The sequence below is a fragment of the Spirosoma panaciterrae DSM 21099 genome (assembly GCF_000374025.1).
Taxonomy (GTDB): Bacteria; Bacteroidota; Bacteroidia; order Cytophagales; family Spirosomataceae; genus Spirosoma; species Spirosoma panaciterrae.
This window is the reverse complement of the sequence record NZ_KB893175.1, coordinates 98,458-121,355: the sequence shown is the minus strand read 5'-3', so window position 1 is coordinate 121,355 and position 22,898 is coordinate 98,458. Positions and strand designations below refer to the sequence as shown.

The following is a 22,898-nucleotide window of genomic DNA, read 5'->3' as shown; positions in this document are numbered from 1 at the left end:
CACAACTATTACTGGGTCATCATTTTAGTATGAGTTACTTACCGATAAAGCAGTTATTGAAAGCCGCTACTGGCGTGGATTCGCCTGTTGGCTCTACCGCTACCGTAAAGGGCTGGGTCCGTACAAAACGTGAAAGTAAAAACGCCGTTTTCATCGCTCTCAACGATGGCTCTACCATACAGAATATTCAGGCGGTAGCTGAGGCTGGCCAGCTTCCCGAAGTCACCCTCAAACTGATTACGACAGGTTCCTGCCTATCCATCACTGGGCAGATTGTGGAATCGCAGGGATCAGGGCAGGCTATAGAAATTAAAATTGCCGAGGTTGTCATTTATGGCACAGCCGACCCCGAAAAATATCCACTTCAGCCTAAGCGTCACTCGCTGGAGTTTTTACGCGAAATTGCCCATCTGCGCCCCCGAACCAATACGTTCAGTGCCATTTTACGCATTCGGCACGCCCTGGCTTTTGCGATTCATAAATACTTCAACGACCACGGTTTTTTCTACCTCAACACGCCCATTATCACCGCTTCGGATGCCGAAGGGGCCGGTGAAATGTTTCGCGTAACCACGCTGGATGCGATCAAACCGCCACTAACGGAAGACGGTAAAGTGGATTACAGTCAGGACTTCTTTGGACGTGAAACGAACCTGACTGTATCGGGTCAGTTGGAAGGTGAATTGGGCGCAATGGCGCTGGGTAAAATTTACACCTTCGGACCTACTTTCCGCGCCGAAAACTCCAACACGACCCGCCACCTGGCCGAGTTCTGGATGATTGAGCCCGAAATGGCTTTTTATGAACTGGAAGACAACATGAATCTGGCGGAAGATTTCGTAAAAACCGTAATCCGATACGCGATTCAGCATTGTGCCGACGACCTGGCTTTTCTGGATAACCGCCTTAAAGAGGAAGATAAAACCAAAAAGAAAGAAGAACAGAGTGAGCTGGGCCTGCTCGAAAAGCTTCAGTTTGTGATCAACAACGAGTTCGTACGACTTACCTATACCGAAGCAATCGAGATTCTGATCAGTTCAAAACCAGCCAAGAAAGGTCAGTTCCAGTTTGAGGTGAAATGGGGGATTGATCTACAATCGGAACATGAGCGGTATTTGGTCGAGAAACACTTCAAGAAACCCGTTATCCTGACCAACTACCCGCGTGCCATTAAGGCTTTCTACATGAAACAGGACCATGAACCAGCTACCAGCCCGCGTGGAGAGGTGTTTGGGCCAACGGTTCGCGCTATGGATGTCTTGTTCCCAGGAATTGGTGAGATCATTGGGGGTTCACAACGGGAAGAAGATCTGGACAAACTGGTTGCTCGAATGCAGGAAGTGGGTATCGAGCCCGAAGCCATCTGGTGGTATCTGGATACCCGACGGTTTGGCACCGCTCCCCACGCCGGTTTTGGCCTCGGTTTCGAACGTCTGGTTCTGTTTGTGACGGGCATGGGAAACATCCGCGATGTAATTCCTTTCCCCAGAGCCCCCAAAACAGCCGAGTTTTAACCTAATGATTGAATGATTGAGTTGCTGAATGATTGAATAAAAAAGCTTGCGCCAGCTATTCAATCATTCAACAACTCAATCATTCAATCATTCAATCATTCCCAACATGCTTGCTCTCCCTATTTTCCTGGCCATGGCTTCCGGCTTTGTTGTCGTTGGGGTTTATACCGAACGGAAGGTATCGGCCTTTATGCAGGATCGGCTCGGCCCTATGGAAACCGGAAAATGGGGATTGTTGCAACTCTTTGCCGACCTGCTGAAGCTACTTCAGAAAGAAGACATTGTGCCCACGGCAGCCGATCGTCGATTGTTTCTGCTGGCCCCTTCAATCATTTTCGCTTCGGTTTTTGCAGGCTTTGCCGTACTGCCACTCACACCAGATCTTCAGGGCTCCAAAGCGGATGTAGGCGTTTTTTACCTGATGGCTATTGTTTCGTTCGATGTGGTGGGCATCCTGATGGCTGGCTGGGGGTCGAATAATAAGTACTCGCTATTTGGCGCCATGCGTTCGGTGGCTCAGATTATTTCGTACGAAATTCCGCTCGGCCTGACCATCCTGTGCGTCGTTATGATCGGCCAGACACTTAATTTACAAGACATTAGCTTTCAACAAGGGATTTTCGGGCATGAAACCAACTATCTGTTTGGGTCAAAAGCATTAGGCATCGACGTATCGACTTGGGGTGGTATTTTTAGCTGGAATATCCTTCGAAATCCGTTTCTGCTCTTTGCCTACATCATCTTCTTTATCTGTACACTGGCCGAAAGCAACCGGGCTCCATTCGACTTACCCGAGGGCGAATCAGAAATTGTTGCCGGTTTTCATACTGAATATTCGGGTATGCGGTTCGCGCTGTTGTACCTGTCCGAATACGCCATGATGCTGCTGGTGTCGTTTCTGGGCGCGGTCCTGTTTCTGGGCAGTTGGAATACGCCATTCCCGAACCTCGGCCCTCTCCGACTAGCCGATTGGACCAGTGGTGAACCGGGTACGATCTGGGGGCACATCACAGGTGGTTTCTGGCTACTGTCGAAAGCCTTTTTTGCAGTCCTGATTCAGATGTGGGTACGCTGGACGTTTCCTCGCGTACGCGTCGATCAGATGATGTTCCTGTGCTGGAAAGTACTGACACCAGCCGCATTGATTTTACTGCTCATCTCGGGCATCTGGCGGCTGCTTATGATTTAATGAGTAAAAAGGTGTCCAAGCAAAAACGCCCTGAAATGTTCTATTTCCAGGGCGTTGGCATCACGAATATCGGTCGTTTCGCCAGGGGTAGGCCGTGTTCGAATAACCACGTTCTTCCCAGAATCCAAGTTGATTTTTTGGCAGAAATTCAATGCGTTTAATCCACTTTGCCCCTTTCCAAGCATAGAGTTGTGGAGTAATCATGCGCAATGGTCCGCCATGCTCGCGCGGTAACGGTCGTCCATCAGCGGTATGAACGAGCAATACATCGGGCTTGAGGGCTTCTTCGAGCGACACGTTGGTCGAATAGCCATCGTAGCCGTAGCACATCACATGTGTTGCTGTCCCTTTGGGGTCAACCAGGGCGGCTAAATCCATAAACCGAACCCCAACCCACGGAATATCTAGCCGCGACCAGGTGGTTACGCAGTGAAAATCACTCGTATCTTCTACCTGCGGCAACGCCAGTAAATCATCCCATTTGAGCCGAACCGGATGATTCACTTCACCGTCGATAGCAAGCTGCCATTTATCGAGTGGGATATTCGGTTGATACCCTAAATCCAGTACAGGCCATTTCGTAGTGACGGTCTGTCCCACCGGAACGGTTGGCATCCCATGGCGATTCGGCTGTCCCGAACCCCGTGGTTTTTCATCGGTCATGGAGGGAGTCTGCGCCATTTTCTCCTCAAACCGACGTTTGAGTTTCATTCGGGCTTCGACTATTCGCTCTGTTTTGTCGTTCGATTCCATGCCGTTATAAGTGATTTTACAGCGAAAAAGTTACAGTCTTTGATCGTCAATCAGGCAACCCGCACATAACTACCCAGCCATTTTACTTCGGCTGCATGATGGTTCAATATTTCCTGCAAATCGGGGTCGTTGGCATGGCCTTCGCATTCCAGCAAAAACCAGTAGCGGAAGGTAGCCCCTTCCCGCAACGGGCGGCTTTCTATTTTGGTCAGATTGATCCGTCGGGCATTGAATTCCTGTAGAAATTCGGCCAGCACCCCCGGTGAATCCGTATTCTGAAGTTTCGCAATCAGCGTGGTTTTGTCGTGTCCACTAGGCTGATTAACAAAGTCTTTTGCCAGGATCAGGAATCGTGTCCGGTTCAAATCACTATTTTCAATATTGTCGAACAGAATCGGGACATCGAACAACTTGGCCGCAATACCCGAACAGACAGCGGCCGAATTCGGATGCTGCGAGGCCAGTTTAGCCGCCTTCGAGGTCGATTCTACGGGCACCAGCTCCGGGCTAAGTCCATCAAAATAATCATGCAGGAACCGACTGCATTGGCCAAAGGCAATGTCTTTGGAATAAATGTGCGTAATGTCGGCCAGGTTTTCGGCTTTTGTCGCGAACGTAAAATGAACAGGAATCTGAATTTCGGCGGCAATCCGCAAGTCTTTTTCCAGTAGCAGATCAATGGCCTCTTCCACAACGCCCTCCTGATTGTTCTCAATAGGCACTACACCAAAGCGAACCCGTCCCGTTTCGACACTTTCGAACACCGACCGAATGTTGGGCAGAGCCAGATAGGTACTCATTGCCCCAAAGCGGCTTTCGGCCGCCTGATGCGTAAAACTCCCTTCTGGACCTAGATAAGCCACTCGTTCGGGAAGTTCCAGATTCCGTGAAACGGCAAAAATCTCCAGAAAGATCGCTTCAATGGCAGGGCGATTCAACAACCCATTATTCTGTTCATGCAGTCGATCAATAATCTGCTTTTCGCGTTCGGGCCGGTAGATCACGGCGTTGGTCGAACGTTTTAATTCACCTACCTGACGAACCAGTTCCATGCGCTGATTGAGGAGCGCCAGAAGTTGATCGTCGAGAGAGTCGATTTGGTTACGAAGGGATTCTAGAGTCATTATGGCCATACTTAATTCACAAAAGTACATTACGGGTTGCCTCCTGCAAACTTTCCTGGCCGAAAAGACCGGAATTGTAAAACACGCCATCCGTGAGCGCGATCCATTCGGTTTATAACCTTGACTGGCCCAAAACACCAACGCGCCTGACCGAAATTTCGGTCAGGCGCGTTGGTTTGATCTACAGAGGGTTTATTATAGCGGGTTCTGTACAATGGCCGCGTTCGAGTTGATTTCCCGACGTGGAATCAGGAATTCCCATTGGTTGTCTCCGGCAGGTACATCGAAGAGTACTGATACCGCCGAACTCAGGTTGGCTCCGTTTCGATTAAGCGGCTGATTCAACCGTTTTAGGTCGGTAAACCGGAATCCTTCACCCCAAAGTTCGACACGACGATGGAACAGTATCTCATCGATCAGGTCGTTGCCCGTTTTTGTTGACAGCTTGTACGAAGGGTCTCGCTGGCTTATCAGGGCAAACAATGTACTAGCCGCAGCGGCTGTATTCCCCTGACGGGCCTGAGCTTCGGCTTCGATCAAATACATTTCGGCAGCACGCATATAGGGGACATCGCCCATCGTACTGGTCGATGGCGTACCTGGCAGCTTAAATTTCTGAGTCATATACGGCACCCGTACCCCGCCCGTTGGAACGACTGAATTGGTAGTTGTAGGGGCTTTAACCCACATTTTCGAACGCACATCCGTCGTTGGAATCTGATCATAAAGCTTGCTGTTAATCACTTTGGGGTCTACACGAATGTTGGTAGAGTTAAAATTGCAGGAGATGTACGAATGATAGGCTCCAAAATACTCCGTCTGGTCTTCAAGGTGATCGAAACCCCACATCCATTCGGGATTGCTGATATCCGAAAAACCATCCTGGTATTGTGTTGCCGTCATAGGCGCATAGTTTTTACGAGCTTCAGCCGCATATTTTGCCGCATCGGCCCAATTTTGCTGAGCCAAAGCAACCCGAGCCTGAAATCCCTTGATCACCTCCAGGTTGATGTGCGACTTGTAGGAACGCGTCGTTGTCAACAAGGTAGCCGCTTCAGCTAAATCTTTGTTGATCTGCGCATACACGTCTTCGACCGTTGCGCGAGGCAGTCCTTCTGTGGTAGGCGTCAGAACCAGTGGTACGGCAAGCTGACTATTCGGTTTCGAAGCCGCATTATAGCGTTTTCCAAACAGTTGCACCAGATTAAAATACGAAAACGCCCGTAAGCCCAAGGCTTCTCCTTTGATCTGATTCCGTTCCGTTTGTGCTCCGGCAGCGGCATCAATATTAGCGATAGCGATGTTAGCATTGCCAATCAGCCGATAATAAAGCTGGTACGGCAACTGATCGCCTACTGACGTTTCGGATCGGTGCGCCTGCCAGCGGGTTTCGCCCAGATGCCAGGTATTCGATGTATTTGGAATGACGACATCCTCACCTAACACGTCCACAATAATCATCATAGCAGGATGTCCAAAGTGGCCCTGGGAATCGAGGTACCGTACGATCATGGCGCGGTAAATACCATTGATAGCCGCAGCCGCATTTTTAGTCGTGGCATAGGCCGCCCCGGCATCGATACTTCCGGTGGGGGCCGTTTCCAGATATTCTTTATCACAGGCCGTTGTGAGCATACCTACGACCAGAGCAGTTGTTAAAAATTTCAGTTTCATGAGTTGATGATGCTTAACTTATAATGTAAATGAAACCCCAAGAACGACACTTTTGGCCGGGCTGAATACGTTGCTGGTGACCCCAGTAAAATTCTGTTGCACGTTCATACCCTTTCGGTTCGACAGAATCAGGAAGTTTTCCGCACTCAGATATACCTGCGCATTTTCCAGGAATACTTTCCGGGCCAGGGTCGTTGGCAACGCATATGAGAGCGTTACTGAGCGAAGGTTCAGATAACTGGCATCGATGAGCCAGCGGTCCGAGGCCGCATCAAAGTCCGAAGTCCGACCGGCATCCATACGAGGCACATCGGTGATGTCGCCCGGATTACGCCACCGCTTCAGAATATCGACATGCTTGGCGCTACCATACCCTCCAGCACTCATCAGCGCAGCATAGGCTCCATCGTAGGTTTTACCGCCAATCTGATACACGACCAACGCCGATAGCGACAGCCCTTTGTACTTAAAGGTATTGGTAAAGCCCCCCATCAAGGCCGGGATCGATGTACCATTATAACGATAGCGGGCATTATTGACACTGTTGGTCAGGGTATCGCCCTGCTCAGTAATACGGGTATTTGCCGCTACGTAGTTGGCCGCTCGATACTGCGCTTCGCCATTGGCAGAGTTCACGCCTGCATACTCCCGCAGCCAGTAATCGTAGATTGACCGTCCCACTGCCAGTTTTTTTGTACCGTCGATGATCTCCGGGTTTTCGTCTGGCATTTTGGTAATCCGGTTTTTAAGGGTAGTCGCATTCAGATCCAGGCGCCAGGTGAAATCTTTTGTCCGAACAGGCTCTAGCCCCAGTTCTACTTCAATACCCCGGTTATACATGGTTCCAATGTTTCGGGTAACAGTAGAAATACCCGCCGACAGGGGTAGAGGCACATCAAAAATCAGGTTCGACGACTGGCGATTGAAGTATTCGACGGTACCCGATACACGTCCTTTGAATAGGCTAAACTCCAGCCCGACATCAAAAGAATTGCTCGATTCCCATGCCAGATTTCGGTTACCCAGACTGGTTTGCAAAATACCCGCTTCCGACGCGTTGTTCCAGCCCAATCCGTAAAGTGGCTGCCAGGCGTAGTAGCTAATATTGGCTCCATCGGCCGTATTGCCACCGCCGTCGTTACCCGTTTGCCCATATGAGCTTCTCAATTTCAGCAGATTGATACTCGGAATCGACCGGACGAACTCCTCCTGATCTAACCGCCACGCACCGCTGACCGAATAGAAAGTACCCCAGCGAGAATCGGTATAAAATTTACTTGAGCCATCCCGACGAACCGACCCCGATAGAAAGTATTTCTGGTCGTAATCGTAATTTACGCGTGAGAAATACCCCTCAACCCGGCGTGTGTTGAATACCGAAGACAGGTTGGTAGTAGTCGTGAAGTTTACCAGTTCATAATTCCCTTCCAGAATCAGTTGAGAGCGTGAACCGGCCAGGTTATTGTCATTGACCTGGAAATTTTCATGTCCGAGTAGTACTTCAAAATTATGCTTGCCAAATCCTTTGTTGTAGTTCAGCAACTGGTTCAGGTTGTAGCTCGAAATATTCTGAAATTCATGCGAAGCCCGGCCAGCCGGCGCCCCATCTCCCACTTCAGGGTTACCGAACGTATACCCGTTGTAGTTGGTAATATCGGTACCGATATTCACCGAAAACTTAAAATCCTTCAGGAAGGAAACTTCTGCAAAACCACGAGCACCCAATACATTCCGGCGGAAATAGTTCTGGTTCAGCAGCGTTTCGGCAACGGAATGGCGACCACCAAACTGCGGGCGGGCGGGCAGACCCAGAGCCGTCAGGTTACCATAATCCCAACGTCGATCCCCATTGGGCAGCGTTAGAAACTGGCCCGGATTCGCAGGATCGTAGGCATATACCGGGTAGATTGGCCCCATGTTCCGTGAGAAATAGAACGGATTGACAAAGGCAGTACTGCTACCTGCATCGGCCTGATTCGACTTTGTTAGGGTAGTTGAAATATTGGCACCCGCCCGTAACCACGACTTCATCTGCGAATTCACATTCAACCGGCCCGTAAACCGATCATAGTCCGACCGGATCAGATACCCTTTATCATTCAGATATGAGAACGACACGTAATAATCGGTCTTATTCTGGCCACCCGAAAGCCCTACGGTTATCTCATCCCGGTTGCCCTGGCGCATAATCGGCTTTTCCCAATTCAGATCATCGGGCGAAAACTTAAGCGTAGCATTCGGGTTCATTTGTCCGTTGACATCAACAACCTGGTTGTCCGGTACATTATATACGTTGTAACCGACAAGGCTAATCAATCGGCTGGTGGCATCCGCATTCGCCGTAGCCAGTGCCACTGGATTGGTTGCCCGATACGCCACACTGTTCCGATACATTTCCCACATCAGCGGATAGTACTCTCCTACGCCAACCCGATCATACTCAGGCAAACCGCGCGTACTAAACCCTTTGGTGTAGCGCACGTTGACAGCACTTCGGTCTTTCTGTCCTTTTTTTGTCGTTACTACAACCACCCCATTGGCCGCCCGCGACCCGTACAGCGCCGTCGAAGCGGCATCCTTCAAGACCGAGATACTTTCAATATCATTAGGGCTCAGGTTGGCAATGCTTCCCGAATATGGAATTCCATCAACTACATAGAGTGGGTCATTTCCCGAGGAAATTGAGCCAAAACCCCGGATTCGAATATCTGGTGCAGTACCAGGCTGTCCACTACCAGCCGTTGTCTGAACCCCCGCAATTGCACCGGAAAGAGCCTGCCCAATGTTTGTAATTGGACGATTCTGGATTTGCGTTGGCGAGATGATACCCGCCGAGCCTGTAAATGCAGCCTTTTTGGTGGTTCCGAAAGTCGTAACAATAACCTCATCCAGATTCGCTGCATCGGGAGTCAGCTCGACCGTGATCGTAGATTGATTCCCGATTACAAACTCTTTTGAGGCAAACCCAATAAAACTAAATACAAGCCGACCACTGGCTGGTGCATTGATCCGGTATTTTCCCTCGGCATCGGTGGTTGTGCCGCGCGAGGTTCCTTTGAGTTGAACGCTTACTCCGGGTAAGCCTACTCCATCTTCCGATGATGTTACCCGGCCCGACACAGTTATATCCTGTGCGACAACTGGCAAACTAAATACAATGGTTAATAACCAAGTAGTTAATAAAAGTTTTTTCATGAAGTGTTTGTAAGGTTGATTTTCCTTTAATCATTTTTTAATAAGCCGCAAAAATATTCCATAAATAGATATTAACAATATTTTATTCCAAAAAAGTAATTAATATCGGTATTAAAGATTGATATTATTAAATACATAACACTTTCAAGAATGAATATTATTTTCCATTTAATCCATGTTCGTTCTTGAGTAATACACGTTCCTAAAGGTCTCAAAACAGAAATGCCCACTGGCCAACCAGTGGGCATTTCCCAATACAGCTAAATCGTTAGCTATTTAGGCTACCAGTGCTGCTTCATCTACATCTTTTTCGATACGAAGGTTATCGATGATAAATCGCTGCCTCTCGGGCGTATTCTTCCCCATAAAATAGCTGAGCAGCTTCGGAATCGAGGTTTCCTTCTCCATAATTACAGGCTCTAATCGCATATTTTCACCGATGAATAAGCCAAATTCTTCCGGTGATATCTCGCCCAGGCCCTTAAATCGGGTAATTTCAACCTTCTTCCCACCCTTTGTAAGCTTGTCAATCGCTTTCTGCTTTTCCTCCTCCGAATAGCAATAGGTAGTCTCCTTATGGTTTTTAGGATTCCGAACCCGGAACAGAGGAGTCTCCAGGATGTAGAGGTGGCCATTCCTGACCAGATCAGGAAAAAATTGCAGGAAGAAAGTCAGCATCAACAACCGGATGTGCATTCCATCGACATCCGCGTCAGTAGCGATCACAATACGGTTATACCGCAGCCCTTCCAGGCCATCCTCAATGTCGAGCGCGTGCTGAAGCAGGTTAAACTCTTCATTTTCATACACCACTTTTTTGGTCAGGCCAAAGCAATTCAATGGCTTGCCTCGCAGGCTAAACACAGCCTGAGTCTGTACATTCCGCGATTTTGTAATCGAGCCACTGGCCGAATCCCCCTCGGTGATGAACAGAGTGGTCTGGTATCGATCTTCTGCTTTCAGGTCGGACAAATGGTTTCGGCAATCGCGTAGTTTTTTGTTATGAAGACTTGCCTTTTTGGCACGATCATTGGCCAGTTTTTTGATACCAGCGAGTTCCTTGCGTTCCCGTTCCGACTGTTCGATTCGCTTTTTGAGTGCATCACGTACCGATGGGTTAATGTGCAGGTAGTCGTCCAGGCGTTCTTTCACAAAATCGATTACAAATGAACGAACCGATTGGGCATTTGGCTCCGGCGACATATTGACCGAACCTAACTTAGTCTTCGTCTGCGACTCGAACACAGGTTCCTGAACCCGGATACTGATGGCAGCTATAATACTGGCCCGTATATCAGTGGTTTCATAGTTTTTGTCGTAGTGTTTACGTACGGTTTCTACAACGGCTTCTTTCAATGCATTGAGGTGGGTACCATGCTGCGTTGTGTTCTGCCCGTTGACAAACGAATAATATTCTTCGCCATACTGATTGCCGTGAGTAAGCGCAATTTCGATATCATGTCCTTTGAGGTGGATAATCGGATAGCGGAGCGAATCTTCATCGGTTTTATTCCGCAACAGATCGAGGAGGCCATTCTGAGAAATATACTTCTGCTTGTTGAATGCGATGGTTAGACCAGCATTCAGGTAGCAGTAATTCCAGATCATATTCTCCAGAAACTGCGGGATGAAGTGAAAATGCTTAAAGACGGTATCGTCGGGCTCGAAGCAAATCAGCGTGCCGTTGCGTTCAGACGAGACTTCCTCACCCTGTTGTTTCAGTTCACCCCGCTCAAATTCAGCCCATACGGTTCGGCCTTCCCGAAACGACTGCACCCGGAAGTAGGTCGATAACGCATTAACTGCTTTGGTCCCGACGCCATTGAGCCCTACCGATTTCTGAAAGGCACCAGAGTCATATTTCCCCCCGGTATTGATCTTCGATACTACCTCGACCACTTTACCGAGCGGAATCCCCCGGCCATAGTCGCGCACTTCGACCCGATGGTCGGTTACCCGCACGTCGATCGTTTTGCCGAAGCCCATTACGTGTTCGTCAATGCAGTTATCAATCGTTTCTTTCAGCAGCACATAGATACCGTCATCGGCAGCCGATCCGTCGCCCAGTTTACCAATATACATGCCTGGTCGCAGGCGAATGTGCTCACGCCAATCCAGCGAGCGGATGCTGTCTTCATTGTATTGAACCGGCTGGTTCAGAGATTCTGTCATGTAGGTTATCGGATTAACTAAAAAAGTAGTAGTTTTGCTACTCAATCCAACACATCGGAAAAATTATACCGTGTGTAGTTAGAAGTATAAAACTTACCATTCAAAAGGAAACTATTTAAAATCCAACAAAAGTTCACTTACTTTGCCAACTAAACTATCCTGCGTACTACACGAATTAATTGTTCGTTAATTACTGGTCTTAGTCGGCGTTGCTTGCAATTTGTTCGACTTCTTAAAAATATGCAAAATCCAAGAATTATTCACGTGTTCCCACTGAATTTTTTTCTTTTCGGCGATAGCCGTTTACCCCGTCAATTGACTAGCTGTTTTATTGGTTTACTGGCTCTTTTAGTCGGGTTGACAACCCAGGCTCAGGTAGCGCCCTCAACAGGGGCCGCCCCTGCTGCGCCAAGTTCGGCTAACCCAGCCGCCCCCGGCAGAGGAACCGCTCTTCCATCGGGCGTGAATCCAGCTAACCTACCAGCAAATGTTCAGCAACAACTCAACCAACGGGGGCAAAACGCAACCAACGGTCGTACTGGGAACCCTACCCCTGCCCAACAATCGCGTACGGGCAATAACGGGAACACAACGAACACGCCTAATGGTACGAATGGCAATCAGCAGTTCGATAAGCAGGACACCAATTCGGAAACCGCCCCGGCTACGGATGAAGAACTTGCTGAAGAACGCATAAAACAGGCTCAGCGCCGTGAACAGGAAGAACGTCGTCAGAAACTGTTCGGGTATTCGCTGTTCAACGACCCCGCCATGGCTGCGACTTTCCAGCCAAATATAAACATTGCCACGCCCCGCAACTATATCGTTGGTCCCGGCGATGAGTTAAACATTCGGATGTACGGGTATTCGGAAGGAGACTATTCGCAAAAGGTTTCGCCCGAAGGCTTTGTTTACATTGCTCAGCAAACGGGTATTGGACCAATTTTCGTTTCTGGCTTATCAGTAGAGAAAGCGAAAGAACGGCTGCTCAGCCGGATGGCAACGAAGTTTGTAGGGCTTCGGAATTCATCCTATGGGGCACAGAACACATTCCTGGAAGTATCGCTCGGGTCGATCCGTAGTATCCGGGTGACGGTCACCGGCGATGCTGTTCGTCCGGGTACGTACACCATGTCGGGTTTATCGACGGTCATGAATGCCATCTATCAGGCTGGTGGGCCTAACGACATTGGCTCCTATCGGAAAGTGCAGCTCATCCGCAACAACCGCATTGTAGCTACACTCGATTTATACGATTATCTGCTGAATGGTATTCAGCAAAACGACCTCCGTTTGCAGGATAACGACAACATTCGATTCACCACCTTCATTGAACGAATTGAAATTGGCGGAGCCGTAAAACGATCCAATATTTTTGAAATGCTCCCAGGCGAAACCCTCGATCGGTTGCTGTTCTATGCGGGTGATTTTACGGCCAATGCTTATAAAGGTCGTCTGAAGGTTACCCGGGTTACTGACCGCGAACTGAAGGTTACCGACGTTACAGCGCCAGAGTTCAAGACGTTTGTTATGCAGGATGGCGATGTCGTGTCGGTCGAACGGGTTTTGAATCGTTTTGAAAACAAGATTACGATTGAAGGGGCTGTTTTCCGTCCCGGTGAGTACTCGCTCGACAACAACAAGACGCTGAAAGATCTTATCAAATCGGCCGAAGGCATACGAGGAGATGCCTTTACAGGGCGCGTAAATATTGTACGAACCCGCGAAGATTTAGCGGTCGAAAACCTGTCGATCAATCTGGCTAACATTTTGGCTGGTACTGACCCGGATATCCCGCTTCAGCGTGAAGATCAGGTCATCATCCCTTCACGCTTCGAACTGGCTCAGCAGGCAACCATATCAGCCATTGGTGAATTGAACAAGCCTGACCCTGGTATGGCTTACATGGCCAATATGACGCTCAACGATGTGCTGGTCAAAACGGGTGGCCTGAAGGAATCGGCAGCTTATTCAGTTGTGGAGGTAGTACGCCGTAAAAAAGACGTCGATCCCAAATCGCCGACAGCCCAAATTGCCGATATCTACCGTTTCAACGTCAACCGGGATCTGACCCTATCCAATGATGCAAACCGAAATTTTGTTCTTGAACCATTTGATCAGATCATCGTTCGTCGTTCACCTAATTACCTCGAACAAACCTATGCGGCTGTTGTGGGCGAAGTAATTATGCCGGGGCCTTATGCCATTCGGAGCAAAGACATGAAAATTTCGGATCTGGTGATGCAATCGGGTGGTTTAACTCCGCAAGCTTATGTAGAAGGGGCTACGCTGGTCCGCCCTGTGCGATTGAGTTCAGACGAACTACAGCGGAAGCAGCGGGCTATTCAGGAGGTGGGCGACAATGCTTCCAAAACTATTGTCGAAACGGAAGTGCAATCGCCAACCTCTACGGAGTCGATTGGTATCAATTTGAAGAAAATCCTGACAAAACCAGGCTCAAGCGAAGACATCCTGGTACAGGAAGGCGATACACTTCGCATTCCAAAACTGCTTGAGACAGTACGAATTCAGGGAGAAGTGCAATTGCCCAACACGGTTAAATACCGCTCAGGACAGACATTCCAGGACTACATCTCGCAAACAGGCGGATTTACGTCGAAATCACAGCGTCGGAAATCGTTTATCGTGTATGCCAACGGTTCGGTCGACCGTACCCGGAAATTTATGTTCTTCAACGTTTATCCGCGTGTAGAACCCGGCGCGGAAATTGTAGTCCCAAAACGGACAGCAACGCCACTAACCCCACAGCAAATCCTCAGTTCAACCGCTGGTACCATTTCGTCATTACTTAGTGTCATCGGGTTGATCATCGCTTTAAGCCGGGTCGGAAACTAAGTCAGGAGTCTACGTATGAACCCTACAAATAAAACAAATACAGATCCAAACGTCATCGTGAGCCGTCCGTTGCCTCCCGATGAGATTTCGCCCAAATCGGTCGTTTTACGGGTATTAGCCGTCAAGAACGTTTTCTATCGAAACTGGAAACTGCTCGTTATTCTGGTTGGTATTGGGGGCATTGCCGGTTTTATCTACGACATGATGCACAAACCCCGAATCGTTTATACGGGCAGCATCATGTTCAACCTCGGTGGCGGCTCATCCAGCAGTAGTTTTGGTGGCGACTTAGGGCAGTTGGCCAGTGCATTTGGTCTATCGTCGGGTGCTCCTGATGCCAATATTTTCGTGGGCGACAACTTCCTGATCTATGCTACATCCCGGCCTGTACTGGAAAAGACGCTGATGAAAACCGACACGATCAATGGCAAAGATACGCTGCTGGTCAACTACTATATCCGTCACAGCGGCATCCGCGATAAAGAGTGGGAAGACAATGACTCCTTACGCGCTTTTTATTTTAAGAAAGCCAAAACGCCCGATCAATACACGAAAATGGAACAGATCGTGATGGCTGGTATCTGTGGCCGGATCGAAGGTGAAATGGCGATCAAGCAACCTGAGCGTAAATCCTCCTTCATGCAATTGGAGTGCTTCATGGAAGACGAAAAGCTGACGGCAACCTTCCTGAACACGCATCTGAAAACCATTGAGGAAGATTATCAGAAGAAACAAACAAAGAAAACCCGGGAGATGTATGAGATGCTCGAACAACGAGCCGACTCTCTAGCCAAAATAATCACGGGAACGGAGAATCAACTGGCTCAGTATATGGACCAGAATCAGCAGGTGGTCGTAGCCCAGGCCAAACTGAAAGAGAGTAAGTTGACCCGCAATTCGACCTTCCTCTCCGGTCTGTATTACCAGGCGCTCCAAAGTGCCGATAACATGCGTTTATCGCTGATCCGGGAAACCCCATTATTTACCGTTATCGAGCCCGTTACCTATCCATTATTCCGCGAAGTTATCAAGACACAGGGCCTTCAGGTTGGCATTGCGCTGACGCTGGTCCTTTCGATCGTGATCATTTTCGTACGGGAGACCTATCGTTCAATCATGAAAGAATAAGACGTTACGCTGAAGCGGTGACCAATAAACCCCACGAACTGTCTTATCAATACCTATAAACTGTAATTCGTTTTGAAAACACACGAAGTTGTTATCCAGCCAGGCCGTTCGGAACGGCACTATTGGCGGGATCTGTGGCGCAATCGGGAGTTGCTTTATATTCTGTCGATGCGCGACGTAACGGTTCGTTATAAGCAAACAGCACTTGGTACAGCCTGGGGCCTTATTCGCCCGCTTACCACCATGCTGATTATGGTATTTGTTTTCAGCAAGATTGCCAAGCTGCCGCCCGATCCCGGTATTCCATATCCGCTGATGGTGCTGGGAGGCATTACGGTTTGGACATTCTTCTCGACCGCATTTACCCAGATCAGCAACAGTGTTACCCTCAATTCAAACCTGGTCACGAAGGTATACTTCCCAAGATTAATCATGCCTTTGAGTTCGATTGCCATCAGTCTGGTCGACTTTCTGGTATCGCTTGGGCTGTTTATTCTGCTGGCCATCTGGTACCAGTTTATTCCCGACTGGCACCTATTGCTGCTTCCTGCCTTTATTTTACTGGCGTTACTGGCCTCTTTTGCGTTTGGCCTGTTCTTCGCGGCTGTCAATGTTCGCTTCCGCGATATAGCCCAGCTCATTCCGTTTATTGTTCAGGTTGGGTTTTATATCTGTCCAATTGCCTATAGCAGCCGACTGGTTGCCGATAAAGCGTCGGAATGGTGGGCGCCCTTGTATTGGGCCAACCCCATGGTGGGTATTATCGATGGGTTCCGGTGGTCGCTGCTGGGCGAGAAAGCCTACTTCAATCCGCAGAGTTTACTTATATCTGTCAGCATTGTACTGGTATGTTTGGCCCTCTCCCTCTACTTTTTTCGGAAACGGGAGAATACCTTTGTAGATGATATTTAAAAGTAGTAAGGAATAAGAAAGGCTAACAGACAAATAAAAGCGTTGTCGTCGGCCCTTCTTACTCCTTACTACTCGCTCCTCACTGCTTATGTCTGTCATTACTGTCGAAAATATTAGCAAGCAATACATCATTGACCATAAAAAGGGCAAGGGTGTCAATACATTGCGGGATGTCATCTCGGAAAATTTCCGGTCGATATTCGGCAACAAGAAAGACCAAACCACCATCACGCATGAGGAATTCTGGGCCTTGCGTGACGTTAATTTTTCGATTGAACAAGGAGATCGGGTAGGTATTATCGGACATAACGGCGCCGGTAAATCGACCATGCTCAAAATTCTGAGCAAGATTATCCAGCCCACCACGGGTACGGTTCGCATTCGTGGACGGGTAGCCAGCCTGCTCGAAGTAGGTACTGGTTTTCATCCTGAACTGACGGGTCGGGAAAATATATTTCTGAATGGCTCCCTCCTGGGTATGAGCCGGACCGAAATAAAAAAGCAGTTCGACGAGATTGTCGCCTTTGCGGGTGTCGAAAAGTTTCTCGATACGCCCGTAAAACGCTATTCGTCGGGGATGTATGTCCGATTGGGTTTTGCCATTTCCGCCCACCTCGACCCCGAAATTATGATCGTCGACGAAGTGCTGGCTGTTGGCGATGCGGAGTTTCAGAAAAAGAGTCTTGGCAAAATGCGGGATAATTCAGCGAGCGGCCGGACGATCATTTTTGTGAGCCATAACCTGACAGCCGTTCAGGCGCTTTGCAACAAAACCCTGTATTTCGAAAAAGGCCGATTGATCGAACAGGGAGAAACGAATCAGGTAGTGGCATCTTATCTGAGCAAGGTATCCAAAACGCGGCTGGTCCGCCAATGGGATACCCCGAAAGAAGCCCCTGGCAACGACCTGGTTCGGATTCGTCGAATCGAGCTAATCCCTGATTATGTAGATGATCTTACTCATATCGACGTTCGAACGTCGATGAAGTTCCGGTTCGAATTCTGGAACATGATGGAACGTGCCAATTTGAATCTGAGTCTGCATTTGAACTCACTTACAGGCGAGTGCATCTTCAATATCGGTACTCAATCACAGCCTTACGGCAAGGGATTAATCGCAGGCGAGTGTACTATTCCGGGGTATTTCCTTAATGATGGTTCCTACACAATTTCCATGATGATTGTCAAGGATACCGTTACCCCCGTTTTTGTTATGGAAGAAGGCATTACCTTTGATGTGGAAGATTATCGGGAAGGCATAGCGTGGTATGGTAAATGGCCTGGCTATGTACGCCCCCAATTTCCCTTTCACATTAAAATGCTGGAACCAGTTGTAAGTGAACAATAACCTGTTAGTCGGTTTGTAGTATAGGGATTTAGGGATGGTCAATCGTACAGACGTTTACGGTTTGTCTGTGTTTACCATACTCTGTATTAGAAATCAAACCCAGGAGCTGTTCATCAGGAACTGCCAATTGACGTATGATCTACATAACGAAATCATATTTACCTGACCTACAGGATTATGTAAAGTACCTGGAAGGTATCTGGGAGCGTGTACACCTCACCAATGACGGTCCATTGCTACAAAAACTGGAGGAAGACCTGAAAAAAGAGTTAGGTGTAAAACATCTTCTTTTCTGTACCAACGGCACCATCGTGCTTCAGATGGCGCTCAAGGCACTCAACATCACAAAAGAAGTCATCACAACCCCATTTTCGTATGTAGCCACGACCAATGCACTCCTGTGGGAAGGCTGCACGCCGGTTTTTGCCGATATAAACCCCGACGACTTTAATATAGATCCTGGCAAGATCGAGTCGTTGATTACCGAAAACACCCAGGCCATTCTGGCAACGCACGTATACGGCAACCCCTGCCAGATTGAGCAGATACAGGCGATTGCCGATCGGCATAACCTGAAGGTGATTTATGATGCTGCTCATACATTCGGGGCCAGCTATAATGGCCGCTCAATATTGAGTTATGGGGACATAAGCACCTGTAGCTTTCATGCGACAAAGGTATTTCATACCGTTGAAGGCGGTTGTATCGTCACAAATGACGACGCAATTGCCAAAAAACTAAGGCATTTCCGCTCATTTGGCCATCGAAACGATGATTACTTCGAGATGGGTATTAACGCCAAAAACTCAGAATTACATGCCGCAATGGGGCTTTGTGTGTTGCCTAAAGTTCCCGAGTTGATTGCAGCGCGTAAACTACGGTTTGGTTACTATGCCGATAAACTGGATTTTACCCGGATTACCCGGCCCACACTGCTCCCCGGTACTGATTACAATTACGCCTATTATCCAATTGTACTCGACTCCGAAGAAACCCTGCTGCGGGTTACCGAAGCCCTGAAAGCGCAGGATGTAGTACCCCGGCGTTATTTCTATCCATCGCTCAATACCCTCCCTTTTGCACTCAAAGACGGCGTTCAACAACCATGCCCCATAGCTGAAGATATAGCTTCGCGTGTGTTATGTCTGCCTCTTTATCCCGACTTACCCGAATCCGACATTGATCGAATTGCCACGTTAGTGAACGAAGCCATTGCCATTGTCAGCGAAGTAAACGGCTAATCTGTGATGATGACTACAGGCGCTTGCCAAAGCACGGCCTGCTTCACACGCACTCATTGTTCACCTGATCGCATCCGTTTACCTTAGTACCTGCACCGTATACCGTGCTTTATGACCCTGATTTATCTTCTCGCGTTAGCGCTATTTATTGGTTACATTAGTCGGCTCTCGACACAAATCTCAAGGCGTTCACTTACCGAATGGTGGCTGATCACATTTTTGCTGGGCGTAAGTAGCGTCATCCTAACCGGTTTTATACTGTCAGCTCTTTATTTAACAGCAAACACTCTGGTCTGGGCGGTTTCCGTTTTTTTAACAGCTACCCTCATCGGCTTTATACTACGCTGGCTGACTCCCGATCAGAAACCGTATTCTGTTTTATCGCTTATCCAGGAGCGTTGGTATATTGGCCGTCAATGGTTCGGGGGGCTGTCAGGTTATTCGCGTTTCTTATTCTCCCTACTATTCATCACCTTATCCGTACTGGCCGTCACCAACCTGCTGCTGGTACTGTTTACTGTCCCTAACGAATGGGATAGTATGACAGGCCATTTGAATCGTGTGATGCAGTACATTCAACGCGGCTCGATGCGCCATTTTGGCGGTACAAACTGGAACATCGATACCTATCCGAAAAGTGTTTGTACGCTTCAGATCTATTCATTTCTGATGACGGGCCATTTCGAAAATGGCTTCAAATTCATTCATCATCTAAGTTACTGGACAGCCATTGTTGCTGTTTTTGGTATTGTTCAGCGCATTGGTCAAAATCGACTGTCGGCCAGTTTCTTCTGTGCATTGGCTTTCGCTCTGCTGCCCGATTTTCTGATGCAGTCCATCACAACGGAAACCGATATTGTTCTGACGGCTTACCTAAGTGTGCTTTTATACATGCTGTTCAGCTATAAAAGCAGCCAGCCCAGCACCGACAATCGCTACTTGTACCTCGCGGGTATGGCATTTGGGATCGCGTTTGGACATAAAATCACCTTCGCTCTACTCCTCCCCTCGGTTTTCACCGTAATGGTCTACACCGTCTTTCTATCCTCTTCCTGGAACATTACGCTTCAACGGACCTGGCGGTTGGGAGCCGCTATTGTCGTGGGGGTCTGTTTATGGATGTTACCTACAGGGTACCTGAAAAATATTGAAGTATTTGGGCACCCGATCGGTCCACCAACTGCCCTCAAACACCAGTCCGTTGAACGAGCTGGTACACTTGGTAATTTGTTTGAACAAGGGAGCCGCAATGTCATTCGCTATGGTTATGACCATGTAAACCTGGATGGTATTCGCAATCTGACTATCGGTGCTCAGGTGAACCATGCGATGCGCCAACCACTGGTGGTGCTAGAAGATAAACTTCATATGCGTCTGGATGAAGAAACTGATTTCTCAATCCAGCCATTTGCTTTCGACCGCAAGTTCGTATTCTACAATGCGAATCCCTATTGGGGAATCTTTGGCTTTGGCCTTATCTTCCCTTTGCTGATTCTGGTTCTGATCGGCTATGTGCGCTCAACCCCACATACATTTCTGGGTATTGCTCTGCTACTTCACTTTGCAGCCCTGTCCTATTCAGCGCCTTACGACCCCTTCAAAGGCCGATACTTCATTGAGACCAGTTTATTTGGTGTCCCCTTTCTCGCCCTGCTGTTCCTGCACGCCCGCACATCGGTTGAGGTTCCCAACCGGGTCATCTGGAAAAGTTATGTCGGCCTGGTAACTGTTTTGGGATGTCTTTCAGCGATTCTTTGCATCTTCTTTAATACCCGCGCTCTTCCTTTTGCCTGGACCGCACCCGATGGACGTTCATTTCCGTCGGCTTTTGAGGCAGACCGCATCAAACAAATGACCCTGGGCCGTCCCGACACCTATATTCCTTACAAGCGTTTCGATGAACTGGTCCCCGAGCAGGCCACAGTGGCTCTGGCAACGATCAACGACGATTACGAATATCCGCTTTACGGCCCACACTTATCCCGTCGGCTTATTGCGATCAACCCGTTTGAGCAGGGTTTGAAACCCATTCCGAAAAATGCCGATTACCTGTTTTTCGATAAAAGTGTGATTCGTCCACAACCCGGCGACATTCGATTGGGTACTGATACCACCATGCGGGCCGCGATCATTGTTCCGGGAGAAGACTATTATTTACGAAAACTTAAAAAGGAGTGAGAAGTCAGAAGCGAGGTGAGCGAATCCATCTGGCCGTCATTGGCTTTTCACGTCCACGCCAACTTCCCAACTCCTACCTATGCCTATGACCATTGCGATCATGCAGCCTTATTTCCTGCCCTATGTTGGCTACATGCAACTCATTAAGGCTGTTGACAAGTTTATTCTCTACGACGATGTAGCCTTTATCAACCGAGGCTGGATAAATCGTAACCGACTGGCTATCAACGGGCAGGAATATCTGTTTACCGTTCCTCTGAAAGACGCCAGCCAGAATAAGCGAATCAATGAAGTGCATATAGCCGATGATCCGAAATGGCAGGGCAAATTATTGAAAACCATTGAGCAGGGGTACCGTAAAGCCCCCTATTATCAAACGGTTATGCCACTGGCCGAAAAAATCATCAACTTTACCACCGATTCGATTGCCGAATTGGTGTACTTTAGCCTGCATGAACTAACGCAGTATCTGGATTTACCGACTGACTTGATCCAGTCGTCGAGTATTTACAACAATGCAGACTTAAAGGCGCAGGAACGCATTCTGGATATTTGTCGACAGGAAGGGGCAACCCGGTACATCAATCCAATTGGCGGTACCGAGCTGTACGATAAACCAACGTTTGCCCAGGCTGGCATCGAGTTGAATTTTATTAAATCAAACAAAGTCGAATACCCGCAGGGCAATAACCGAAACCCGTTCATTCCCTGGTTATCGATTTTGGATATATTAATGAATAACGACTTAACCAGTGTCAGAGCGATGCTGGATGAATATGAATTAGTGTAGTATCAGGAGTTAGGAGCGAGAAGTGCACAGGGCAAAAGTTATCATTTTTTCGTGCGGCTGCCTGCCCAATCCTCGCTCCTCACCCCTCACTCCTTATAAAGCATGGCAAAAGTTATCATTTTTGGCGTAATGGATACGGCCGAACTGGCCCATTTCTACCTTAAGCACGATTCTGAACATGAGGTAGCCGCCTTCACCGTTAGCCGCGACTACATGAACGGTACTGAATTTCAGGGCCTGCCTCTGGTTGCGTTTGAAGAAGTCGAAACCATTTTTTCGCCCAGTGAATACAAGTTCTTCGCGCCTATGACAGGGCGCAATATGAATCGCAATCGCGAACGAATCTACCTCGAAGCGAAAGCCAAAGGGTATGAATTCATTTCGTATATCAGTTCAAAAGCGACAGTTTTTGGCAATCAGATCGGCGAAAACTGCTTTATTCTGGAGGATAATACCATACAACCCTTTACAACAATAGGCAACAATGTTGTGCTATGGAGCGGGAATCACATTGGCCACCACGGGCAGATCAAAGACCATGTCTTCTTTACATCTCACGTTGTTATGTCGGGGCACTGTGTCATTGAACCCTATTGCTTTTTTGGTGTCAATAGTACAATTCGCGATTTCCTCCATATTGCTACTGGCACGCTGGTGGGTATGGCCTCAGCCGTTTACAAAGACACCGAAGAGTGGGGACTTTATCTCGGTAATCCGGCTAAAAAATTACCCAAACCCAGTTACGAAGCGTATTGATTTTAGTATGCAGGAGTTAGGAGCGAAAAGAGAGAAGGTCTAATGCGTTTTTCCTGATGCGTCAGCCC

At 48.4% G+C, this 22,898-nt stretch carries 15 protein-coding genes; 10 read left to right on the top strand and 5 right to left on the bottom strand.

Translation table 11 applies throughout. The annotated features are described in order from the left end of the window. The first annotated feature begins 29 nt into the window (after nt 1-29). On the top strand, nt 30-1,514 hold the full coding sequence (asnS, locus tag B153_RS0107150; RefSeq protein WP_026261961.1) for an asparagine--tRNA ligase: 1,485 nt from the start codon (nt 30-32) through the stop codon (nt 1,512-1,514). A 106-nt stretch (nt 1,515-1,620) separates the two neighbouring features. After that, nucleotides 1,621-2,703 (top strand): complex I subunit 1/NuoH family protein, encoded by a 1,083-nt coding sequence (locus B153_RS0107145; protein ID WP_020596005.1) that lies wholly within the window; start codon nt 1,621-1,623, stop codon nt 2,701-2,703. Nucleotides 2,704-2,763: 60 nt separating this feature from the next. Here the strand turns inward: B153_RS0107145 and B153_RS0107140 are convergent, their stop codons facing one another. The 5 genes from B153_RS0107140 to B153_RS0107120 all read right to left on the bottom strand — a co-directional run bounded on the left by B153_RS0107140 (nt 2,764) and on the right by B153_RS0107120 (nt 11,621). Then, complete coding sequence (locus tag B153_RS0107140) at nt 2,764-3,456, bottom strand: sulfite oxidase-like oxidoreductase (RefSeq protein WP_020596004.1); 693 nt, start codon at nt 3,454-3,456, stop codon at nt 2,764-2,766. Nucleotides 3,457-3,506: 50 nt separating this feature from the next. Next, nucleotides 3,507-4,580 carry a prephenate dehydratase gene (gene pheA, locus B153_RS0107135; RefSeq protein ID WP_026261960.1) on the bottom strand — a complete coding sequence of 358 codons (1,074 nt, stop codon included), beginning with the start codon at nt 4,578-4,580 and terminating at the stop codon, nt 3,507-3,509. A gap of 195 nt (nt 4,581-4,775) precedes the next feature. Then, entirely contained in the window at nt 4,776-6,254 is a 1,479-nt protein-coding gene (locus B153_RS0107130) for a RagB/SusD family nutrient uptake outer membrane protein (RefSeq protein ID WP_020596002.1), read from the bottom strand. Between the two features lie 18 nt (nt 6,255-6,272). Then, entirely contained in the window at nt 6,273-9,449 is a 3,177-nt protein-coding gene (locus B153_RS0107125) for a SusC/RagA family TonB-linked outer membrane protein (protein ID WP_020596001.1), read from the bottom strand. A gap of 276 nt (nt 9,450-9,725) precedes the next feature. After that, nucleotides 9,726-11,621 carry a DNA topoisomerase IV subunit B gene (locus tag B153_RS0107120; RefSeq protein WP_020596000.1) on the bottom strand — a complete coding sequence of 632 codons (1,896 nt, stop codon included), beginning with the start codon at nt 11,619-11,621 and terminating at the stop codon, nt 9,726-9,728. Between the two features lie 240 nt (nt 11,622-11,861). On the opposite strand from B153_RS0107120, the gene B153_RS0107115 reads away from it, so the two are divergent. From B153_RS0107115 to B153_RS0107080, 8 genes are all read left to right on the top strand, one after another. After that, nucleotides 11,862-14,477, top strand: coding sequence for a polysaccharide biosynthesis/export family protein (locus tag B153_RS0107115; RefSeq protein WP_020595999.1), 2,616 nt, complete (start codon nt 11,862-11,864; stop codon nt 14,475-14,477). 15 nt (nt 14,478-14,492) lie between these two features. Continuing rightward, entirely contained in the window at nt 14,493-15,605 is a 1,113-nt protein-coding gene (locus tag B153_RS0107110) for a GumC domain-containing protein (protein ID WP_020595998.1), read from the top strand. Between the two features lie 72 nt (nt 15,606-15,677). Then, nucleotides 15,678-16,517: an ABC transporter permease gene (locus B153_RS0107105; protein ID WP_020595997.1), complete on the top strand. Its 840-nt coding sequence runs from the start codon at nt 15,678-15,680 to the stop codon at nt 16,515-16,517. A gap of 88 nt (nt 16,518-16,605) precedes the next feature. Beyond that, the gene (locus B153_RS0107100; protein ID WP_020595996.1) at nt 16,606-17,865 is read left to right on the top strand and encodes an ABC transporter ATP-binding protein; all 1,260 of its coding nucleotides are present in this window, start codon (nt 16,606-16,608) and stop codon (nt 17,863-17,865) included. 134 nt (nt 17,866-17,999) lie between these two features. Next, a complete protein-coding gene (locus tag B153_RS0107095; protein WP_020595995.1) occupies nt 18,000-19,106 on the top strand; it encodes a DegT/DnrJ/EryC1/StrS family aminotransferase in 1,107 nt (368 codons plus the stop codon). A 111-nt stretch (nt 19,107-19,217) separates the two neighbouring features. Next, complete coding sequence (locus B153_RS0107090; RefSeq protein ID WP_020595994.1) at nt 19,218-21,284, top strand: ArnT family glycosyltransferase; 2,067 nt, start codon at nt 19,218-19,220, stop codon at nt 21,282-21,284. A gap of 85 nt (nt 21,285-21,369) precedes the next feature. Beyond that, entirely contained in the window at nt 21,370-22,074 is a 705-nt protein-coding gene (locus tag B153_RS0107085) for a WbqC family protein (RefSeq protein WP_020595993.1), read from the top strand. A 102-nt stretch (nt 22,075-22,176) separates the two neighbouring features. Continuing rightward, on the top strand, nt 22,177-22,830 hold the full coding sequence (locus B153_RS0107080; protein ID WP_020595992.1) for an acetyltransferase: 654 nt from the start codon (nt 22,177-22,179) through the stop codon (nt 22,828-22,830). Nucleotides 22,831-22,898 lie beyond the last annotated feature (68 nt).